5 protein-coding genes are annotated in these 8,016 nt (G+C 67.9%); 3 read left to right on the top strand and 2 right to left on the bottom strand.

Features of this window, described 5'->3' with window-relative positions:
- Positions 1-125 precede the first annotated feature (125 nt).
- A complete protein-coding gene (locus J7E68_RS11530) occupies positions 126-3,119 on the bottom strand; it encodes a glycoside hydrolase family 38 C-terminal domain-containing protein (RefSeq protein WP_215172717.1) in 2,994 nt (997 codons plus the stop codon).
- 164 nt (positions 3,120-3,283) lie between these two features.
- On the opposite strand from J7E68_RS11530, the gene J7E68_RS11525 reads away from it, so the two are divergent.
- Entirely contained in the window at positions 3,284-4,315 is a 1,032-nt protein-coding gene (locus J7E68_RS11525) for a LacI family DNA-binding transcriptional regulator (protein ID WP_215172715.1), read from the top strand.
- A gap of 26 nt (positions 4,316-4,341) precedes the next feature.
- Here the strand turns inward: J7E68_RS11525 and J7E68_RS11520 are convergent, their stop codons facing one another.
- Entirely contained in the window at positions 4,342-5,652 is a 1,311-nt protein-coding gene (locus J7E68_RS11520; RefSeq protein WP_215172713.1) for a glycosyl hydrolase, read from the bottom strand.
- 211 nt (positions 5,653-5,863) lie between these two features.
- Between J7E68_RS11520 and J7E68_RS11515 the strand changes: the two genes are divergently transcribed.
- Together J7E68_RS11515 and J7E68_RS11510 are read left to right on the top strand one after the other, a co-directional pair.
- Positions 5,864-7,165, top strand: coding sequence for an ABC transporter substrate-binding protein (locus J7E68_RS11515; RefSeq protein ID WP_215172711.1), 1,302 nt, complete (start codon positions 5,864-5,866; stop codon positions 7,163-7,165).
- A 2-nt stretch (positions 7,166-7,167) separates the two neighbouring features.
- On the top strand, positions 7,168-8,016 hold an 849-nt coding region (locus J7E68_RS11510), incomplete at its 3' end, for a carbohydrate ABC transporter permease (RefSeq protein WP_215172709.1).

Here is an 8,016-nt window from a genome sequence, read left to right as displayed (position 1 = left end):
AGTGCGATCTCACGGACGTCATCGAGGGTCGCCATTCGCCTATAGTCCTCCCGCACGGCGGCGGCCACAATGGCCGCCTTCACGGAACGTCGGCGGCCTCAGCGCGCGGACCTCAGCACCCCGCCTCAGCGCGTGATGCGCAGCGTCCGCACCTCGAACGGCCGCAGGCGCAGCTCTCCGCCCACCCGCGCATCATCGAGTGCGTCTTCGATCAGCGACACCTCACGGATCTCGCGGTGCTCGAAGCCGACATCCACGGCACCGACGGCACGACGCCCGAGCGCCTCGTAGAGACGCACGATCACGTCGCCCGACCCGTCGTCGGCGAGCTTCACGCCCGAGATCACGATGCCCTCGCCCTGCACCGAGACGAGAGGCGCGACCTCGTGCGCACCGCGCACCAGCGTCGGCACCGTGTTGAGCCTGATGCCCTCGGTCGTCGCGACCGCGGCATCCGCTCCGATCACGAAGCCGACCGTGATCTCGTGGTGGCCGTGATCGGTGTCGGGATCGGGGAACCGCGGCGCCCGCAGCAGCGACAGCCGCACGGTGGTGGCGACCGCGTCATCCGACACCTCCCGCGAGGTGTCGTAGCCGTAGATCGAGTCGTTCACCAGAGCGACACCGAAGTCCTGCTCGCGCACCAACACGAAGCGGTGCATCGAGGTCTCGAACTTGGCGGCCTCCCAGCTCGTGTTCGTGTGCGTCACGCGCGACTGATACCCGAACTGCGTCTCGGCCTCGGTGTGCGAGGCCTGGATGTCGAGCGGGAAGGCGAGCTTGAGCAGCTTCTCGGTCTCGTGCCAGTCGACGTCGTTGCGCAGCACGACGGTGCGCTCACCGGGCGCGAGGGTGATCGTCTGCTCGATCGTCGATTCCGAGAACGCTCGGGTCACCACGACGCTGGCCGTGCCGTCGACGACGGATGCCGAGATCGACGCGACCCCGGTGAGGTCGTCGACGCTGTTGCGGTAGTACTTGTCGATGTCCCACGCGTCCCACATGTTGGGGAAGTCCTGGTGCAGCTGGAACAGGTTCGCAGCCCGCCCCTCGGCCACGGCCTCACGACCCGACGCCTTGTCGACCGCCGAGACGATGAGCCCGTCGGCTGCGATCAGCACCGAGACCAGCTCGTTCTCGAGACGCCACCCGCCGTCTTCGCCGGAGAGCAGGACGGATGCCGCCCCGGACTCCTCGACGAACCCGGCACCCAGCGCACGGCCGCCACCGACGGATGTGGGCACGAACCGCAGCTCACGATCGCCCTCGCCCGCGAGCGAGCGACGAGCCGCATCGGCCAGCGCCCGTGCGTCGGAAAGGACGCCGGAGAGCACCTCGACAGCCTCGCGGTGCACCCAGGCGATCGACGTGCCGGGCAGGATGTCGTGGAACTCGTGCAGCAGCACCGTCTCCCACAGGCGGTCGATCTCGGCCTGCGGATACGCGGCGCCGGTGCGCACGGCATCCGTCGCCGCCCACAGCTCGGCCTCGACCAGGGCATGCTCGGCCCAGCGGTGCAGCGCCTTCGTGGCGTGCTGGCTGGTGAGGGTTCCGCGATGCAGCTCGAGATAGAGCTCGCCGACCCACACGGCCGGGTTCGGCAGCTCGGCGCGGGCCGCGTCGAAGAAGGTGTCGGGATGCTCCCACACGACCTGCGCGCTGCCCTCGAGGTCCTCGAGGCGCTTCGCCTTGCCGGTCATCTCGCTCGTGGTTCCGCCGCCGCCGTCGCCCCAGCCGACCGGCGCGATCGACCGCGAGGTCACCCGGCTCTCCTTGAACTGACGCGAGGCCTTGGCGACCTCCATGCCACTCAGCTGCGAGTTGTACGTGTCCATCGACGGGAAGTGCGTGAACACCTGCGATCCGTCGATGCCCTCCCAGAGGAACGAGTGATGCGGGAACACGTTCTGCTGGTTCCACGAGATCTTCTGGGTGAAGAACCATTCGAAGCCCGCGCGACGCATGAGCTGAGGAAGGGCCGGCGAGTATCCGAAGCTGTCGGGCAGCCAGACGCCCTTGGACCGGATGCCGAACTCGCGCTCGAAGAACCGCTGGCCGTACGAGAACTGACGAACGAGTGACTCGCCCGACGGCATCACGGTGTCGGATTCGACCCACATGCCGCCGAGCGGCAGGAATCGGCCGGCCGTGACGGCCGCCTTGACACGCGAGTAGACCTCGGGGCGGTGCTCCTTCAACCACGCGTACTGCTGCGCGCTCGACATGCCGTAGAGGAAGTCCGGCTGCTCGTCGATCAGCGTCGTCATCGACGATGTCGTGCGGGCGACCTTGCGGATCGTCTCGCGCACCGGCCACAGCCAGGCGGAGTCGATGTGCGCGTGACCGATCGCCGAGATGCGATGGGCGCTCGCCTCGGCCGGCGCCGCGAGCGCGGGGGCGAGACGGGCTCGGGCATCGGAGGCGGTCTCGACGATGTGCTGCAGATCGAGGACGTCGAGGGCGTCGTCCATGGCCTGCAGGATGCGCATCCGTCGGGGCGATGTCGCCGGGAGCTCGGCCTGCAGCTCGAACAGCACCTCGAGGTCGAGGGACAGCTCGAACACCTCCTGCTCGAAGACGGCGAGGTCGATACGGCGGGTGCGATACAGCGGCTCACGCGATGAGGTGCGGATGTCGCCCTCCTGCGTCGGCAGGAAGGGGTGGTAGTCGAGCAGCACCGGGTTGGCGGCCGCCTCGAGGTAGAGCTCGACCGGCTCGTCGCCGTGGGCGGATTCGGCGATCGGCAGCCACTGGTTGCGCGGGTTGATGCTCTTCACCGGCGTTCCGTCGGGGCGGTAGACGAGCGCCTCGCACTGGAAGCCGGGCATGTTGATGTCGAATCCGAGGTCGATGACCGCCTCGACCCGGCGGCCCGCCCAGTCGGCAGGCACGCGACCGGTGATCTTGAACCATGTCGTCGACCAGGCCGGCCCCCACATGCTCGGCACGGATGCCGCCGCGAAGTCGAGGGCGAGTCCTTCCGCCGCGCTGATCGGCTCGCCCGGAAGCTCGTTGACCTCGATGACGAGGGGCACGGATGCCGAGTGGACCGCCGGGCGGATGCGCTCGTCGAGCACGCGCTTGACGCGGCCGACGGTGAGCGAGGTGTCATCATGCATGGTGTTGTCCTCCGGGCTCGACGATGAGGGGTGCGTGGCGCGCGCCCTGGGGTCGGGCGACTGCCGACAATGCTATCGGATTTACTAAAGCGATCTAGTGTTCCGACGAAATGCGACGTCGCGCGGCTTTTCGGGGGCTAAACCGATCAAGTAGGGTGAGGCCCATGGCTTCGGGAAAACGCGTCACGATCGCGGACATCGCGCGAATGGCCGGAGTCTCCCCGGGGGCTGTGTCCTTCGCCCTCAACGGACGCCCCGGCGTGAGCGACGAGACCCGTCAGCGGATCCTCGCGATCGTCGAGGAGAACCACTGGCAGCCGAGCTCGGCCGCCCGGGCGCTGGTCGGCGCTCGAGCGAACACGGTCGGCTTCGCGCTCGCCCGCCCCGCGCGTTCCCTCGGATCCGAGGCCTTCTTCACCGACCTCATCGCCGGCATCGAGTCGCGACTGTCCGAGAGCAAGGTCAGCCTCCAGCTGCGGCTGGTCACCGACATCGCGGAAGAGATGGAGGTGCATCGACAGTGGCGATCGTCGAACCAGGTCGACGGCATCATCATGATCGACCCGCGCGACGACGACCCTCGCAGCGACCGCATCGCCGCGCTCGATGCCCGCGCGGTGCTGATCGGCTCGAAGCCGTCACCCGAGGGCGCGGTGCCCAGCGTCTGGATCGCCGACGACGAGGTCGCCGAGACGCTCTTCTCGTATCTCGCCGCGCTCGGTCACACCCGCATCGCCTACGTGGCGGGCCCCGCCGAGCTCGAGCACACCCGACTGCGCGCCGAAGTGCTGCACCGGATGGCCTCCGACGGCATCGCGGGTGAGGTGATCACGACCGACTTCTCTCCCGCACGGGCATCGGCGGTGACCCGCGCACAGCTCTCCGGGCGCCTCCGCCCGACCGCCATCGTCTACGACAACGATGTGATGGCCGTGGCGGGGCTCCGAGTGGCGCAGGAGATGGGACGCGCCGTGCCTCGCGACGTCTCGATCGCCTCTTTCGACGACTCGGTGATCGCCGGGCTGATCAATCCGTCGATCACCGCGATGACCCGTGACACGTTCGAGCTCGGAGAGCAGGCGGCGACCCTGCTTCTCGAGCAGATCCTCGCCGGAGCGAATCTGCCCAGCGCCCAGGGGCCGACGCCGACGCTGACGGCGCGTGAGAGCACAGCCCCTCCGACACCTCAGGCGTGAAGGCGCTCAGCAGTTCGTGAGCGCGCTCAGCTGCTGACGACGGTGTTGACGGACCCGTACGGGTCGACGGCGCTCTCCGACAGATCGGGACGGATCAGGCGACGGATGCCGCGTGCCGCGAGAGCTGCGGGGTCGAGGGCAGACCGCGAGGTGACGAAGGCGGGGTCGAGACCGGCGTCGCAGGCATCGACCCAGGTCTGAAAGACCGCGCCGCCGGGGCTCAGCGCCGCGCGGCTCACGGGCACCTCGCGATCGTCGACCTCGACGACGATCGCCGTATCGCGCGCGGGCGGGGTCGCGCGCTCGCGCAGTTCGGGGATCAGCTCGGCGAACCGGCGACCGAGGGGCTTGGCGGCACCGCTCTGATCGATGAGGCCGAGCGAGTACTCCAGCTCGGGGAAGTCGCCGAGGTCGCGGCTCACATCGTGCGAGCACCACCAGGTCACACCCCAGAGGTTCTCGGTGCGAAGAGCCGAGCGCAGGGTCGCCTCGAGGAAGCCGGGCATCTCACTCTCGTCGAGGCAGTTCGACGGCGCCCCCACCTCCTGCAGCCACACGGGGCGATCGAGGTCGGTGGCGAAGGCGCGCGACAGCTCGATGAGGTACTCGGCATGACGGTCTGAGGCGACCGAGCGGCCTCCGTATCGCTGAGCGGTGCCGTTGAAGATCCACGAGTGGATCGTGGTCATCGCGCCCAGGCGCGAGGCGTGCGCAGGAGTGAATCCGTGCCCGTCCATGTACCAGACCGCGTCGTACTCGCTGTGCACGTGCGCGACGCCCGGCGCCGCGGTCTCGGCGGCGGCGAGCAGCGACTCGATCCAGGTGCCGGCTTCGTCGACCGTGACCGGCCAGGGCGACGGATGCGTGTGCGCCGAGAACTGGTTGGTCTCGTTGCCGAGCGTCAGCCCGAGGAAGTTGGAGGCGTCGCCCAGGGCACCGGCGAGCGTCTGCACGAGTGCGACCTGACCGCTGAGCGCCTTCGGATCGGTGAACATGTTGCGGTCGTGCCAGGTGTACAGCCACGACGGGACGAAGTCGAAGCTCGACAGATGGCCCTGGATCACGTCGACGCTCGCGTCGAGCCCGAACTCGGCGGCGATGTCGACCATCGCGCGGACATCGTCGATCGCCTTCGTGCGGATCAGGGTGCGGTTGGGCTGCAGCACCGTCCACAGCGGGAAGACCCTGACGTGGTCGAGCCCCAACTCGGCGAGCGCCGCGAAGTCCCGCCGCACGTCGTCGGGAGTGAAGTCGAGCCAGGAGTGCATCCAGTCCTTCAACGGCGTGTAGTTCGCCCCGAATCTCAGGCGAGCATCGAGAGCGCGGCGCTGCGTCATGTGTCCGGACCTTTCCGACTGAGCCCTCCGGCGAGGACATGTCGCACCACTATAACGCTTGAGCAACAGGACGCACACCGGAATTCCGCCACTCGACTCACCGAGAGGCGGCTGCACCTTGACAGAGCGGGGATCGGATGGTTTCATCTGCTAAAGCGTTGTAGTCCGTCCAGCGGACACCGCCAATCGCCCGCCTCGAGGAAGAAGCACGATGAAAGTTCCCGCACGCATTGTCGCTCTGGCAACATTCACGATCGGCGCCATGGCGCTCGCCGGCTGCACGGGAGGCGGCACCACATCGGGTGCCGCGGGTCCGATCGACACGTCGGGCGAGCTGAGCGGCACGATCCAGTTCCAGACCTGGTCGCTGAAGAACGAGAAGTTCACGCCCTACTTCGAAGACCTCATCGACGCGTTCGAGAAGGAGCACCCCGACGTCACGGTCGAGTGGCTCGACCAGCCGGGTGACGGCTACCAGGAGAAGATCCTGAGCCAGGCGAACGCAGACACCCTGCCCGACGTGCTGAACCTGCCGCCGGACATCGCCTATCCGCTCGTCGCCGCCGGCAAGCTGGTCGACCTCGAGACGGCCGATCCCGATCTCGAGTCCGGATACAACGCCGGGGCGTGGGACGCCTACAGCCAGTACCCCGGGGCCGAGGGCACCTACGGTCTGCCCTGGTACCTCTCCAGCGACGCGTCGTGGTGGAACCTCGCCCAGCTCGCTCCCTACGGCGTCACCGAAGAGAACCTCCCCACGACCGTCGACGAACTGCTCACCCTCGCGAAGGACGTGGCGACCGAATCCGGCGGCAAGGTGCAGCTGCTCTCGTCGATCCCGGCCCTCGACACCTTCACCTCCGCAGGCATGGAGGTCATCGACGATGAGGGCGAGTTCGACTTCAACACCGCCGAGGCCGCCGAGATCATCGAGAAGTACGCGGATGCGTATGCGGCAGGGGCCATGCCGGCTGAAGCCCTGACCGGCGACTACGGCGGGAACGCCGAGGCCTACATCCAAGAGAAGGTCGCCTTCACGACCGGCGGCACGGGCTTCACCACCGATCTCGCGAAGGATGCTCCCGCCCTGCTCGAGAGCACCGTCGCCACGCAGCGCCTGGGCATCCCGCCGCTCTACGTGCAGGGGCTGAACGTGTCGGCCGACTCCGACAACAAGGAGGCCGCGCTCGCGTTCGCCGAGTTCGCGACGAACGAGGAGAACCAGGTCGCGTTCTCGTCGCTCGCCGTCGGCACCGCGCCCGGCACCTCGGGCGGAGGCGACGCCGTCGTCGAGAACATCTCGTCGTCGATCACCGATGAGAAGCAGCTCGCCGCGATCGACACCGTGTTCACCGCGATGGAGGACGCCAAGGCCATCCCGTTCCAGTGGACGTCCGACATGGCGACGTACATGACCCAGCAGATCGCCCTCGCCGTCAACGGTGAGGCCGACGCGCAGGAGCAGCTCGACAAGATCGTCGAGTACGCCAACGCGAACCGCGTGGACCAGTAAGCATGACCGCGGACACCGGCATCCGGACCCGGAGCGGCACCCGGAGCAAGAGGAAGACCATCACGTCGCACCGGTGGTTCACACCGTGGCTCCTCCTCGGCCCCGCCGTCATCTGGGTGCTGGTGTTCGCGCTCTGGCCGTTCCTCAACACCGTCTTCCTGAGCTTCACCGACGCGCGCCCCCTGCGGACTCCCGAGTTCGTCGGCGGGGCGAACTACGAGCGGATGTTCGGCGACGAGATGTTCTGGAACGCCCTCACCACGTGCATCATCTACGTGGTGGTCTGCGTACCGCTGCTGACGATCCTCCCGCTGCTGCTGGCACTGCTCGTGCAGAAGAAGCTCCCGGGCATCGCGTTCTTCCGCACGACGTTCTACTTCCCGGTCATCGCCTCGGTCGTCGTGGTGGCCCTCATCTGGACCTGGCTGTTCGACAGCAGGGGCATCATCAATCAGACGCTCGAGTTCCTCGGGCTCGTCGACAGGCCGATGGCGTTCCTCGTCGACCGGTGGCTGCTGCTCGGCTGCGCGATCCTGCTGACGGTGTGGAAGGGGCTCGGCTACTACATGGTCGTCTACCTCGCCGCCCTCGGAAACGTCGGCAAGGAGCTGCACGAGGCCGCGATGCTCGACGGCGCGGGCTCGTTCCGCCGCTTCCTCTCGGTCACGATCCCCTCGGTGCGCGGCGCGATGCTCCTCATCGCGGTGCTCATCGCCGTCTCGGCGATGAGGGTGTTCGCCGAACTCGACGTGCTCTCCAAGAGCACGGGCGGACCCGGCGGATACGACATGTCGCTGGTCATGCTGATCCGCCAGGTCGGCTCGGGCCTGAACGGCCACATCGGCTACGCC

Origin of the sequence: Microbacterium sp. ISL-103, from assembly GCF_018613995.1 — a bacterium.
Classification (GTDB): Bacteria; Actinomycetota; Actinomycetes; order Actinomycetales; family Microbacteriaceae; genus Microbacterium.
This window is presented reverse-complemented; position numbering and strand designations above follow the sequence as displayed.

Excerpts from the sequence above, each read along its gene's own strand:
- J7E68_RS11530 (WP_215172717.1), bottom strand. The coding sequence starts at position 3,119 with ATGCATGATGACACCTCGCTCACCGTCGGCCGCGTCAAGCGCGTGCTC.
- J7E68_RS11525 (WP_215172715.1), top strand. The coding sequence starts at position 3,284 with ATGGCTTCGGGAAAACGCGTCACGATCGCGGACATCGCGCGAATGGCC.
- J7E68_RS11520 (WP_215172713.1), bottom strand. The coding sequence starts at position 5,652 with ATGACGCAGCGCCGCGCTCTCGATGCTCGCCTGAGATTCGGGGCGAAC.
- J7E68_RS11515 (WP_215172711.1), top strand. The coding sequence starts at position 5,864 with ATGAAAGTTCCCGCACGCATTGTCGCTCTGGCAACATTCACGATCGGC.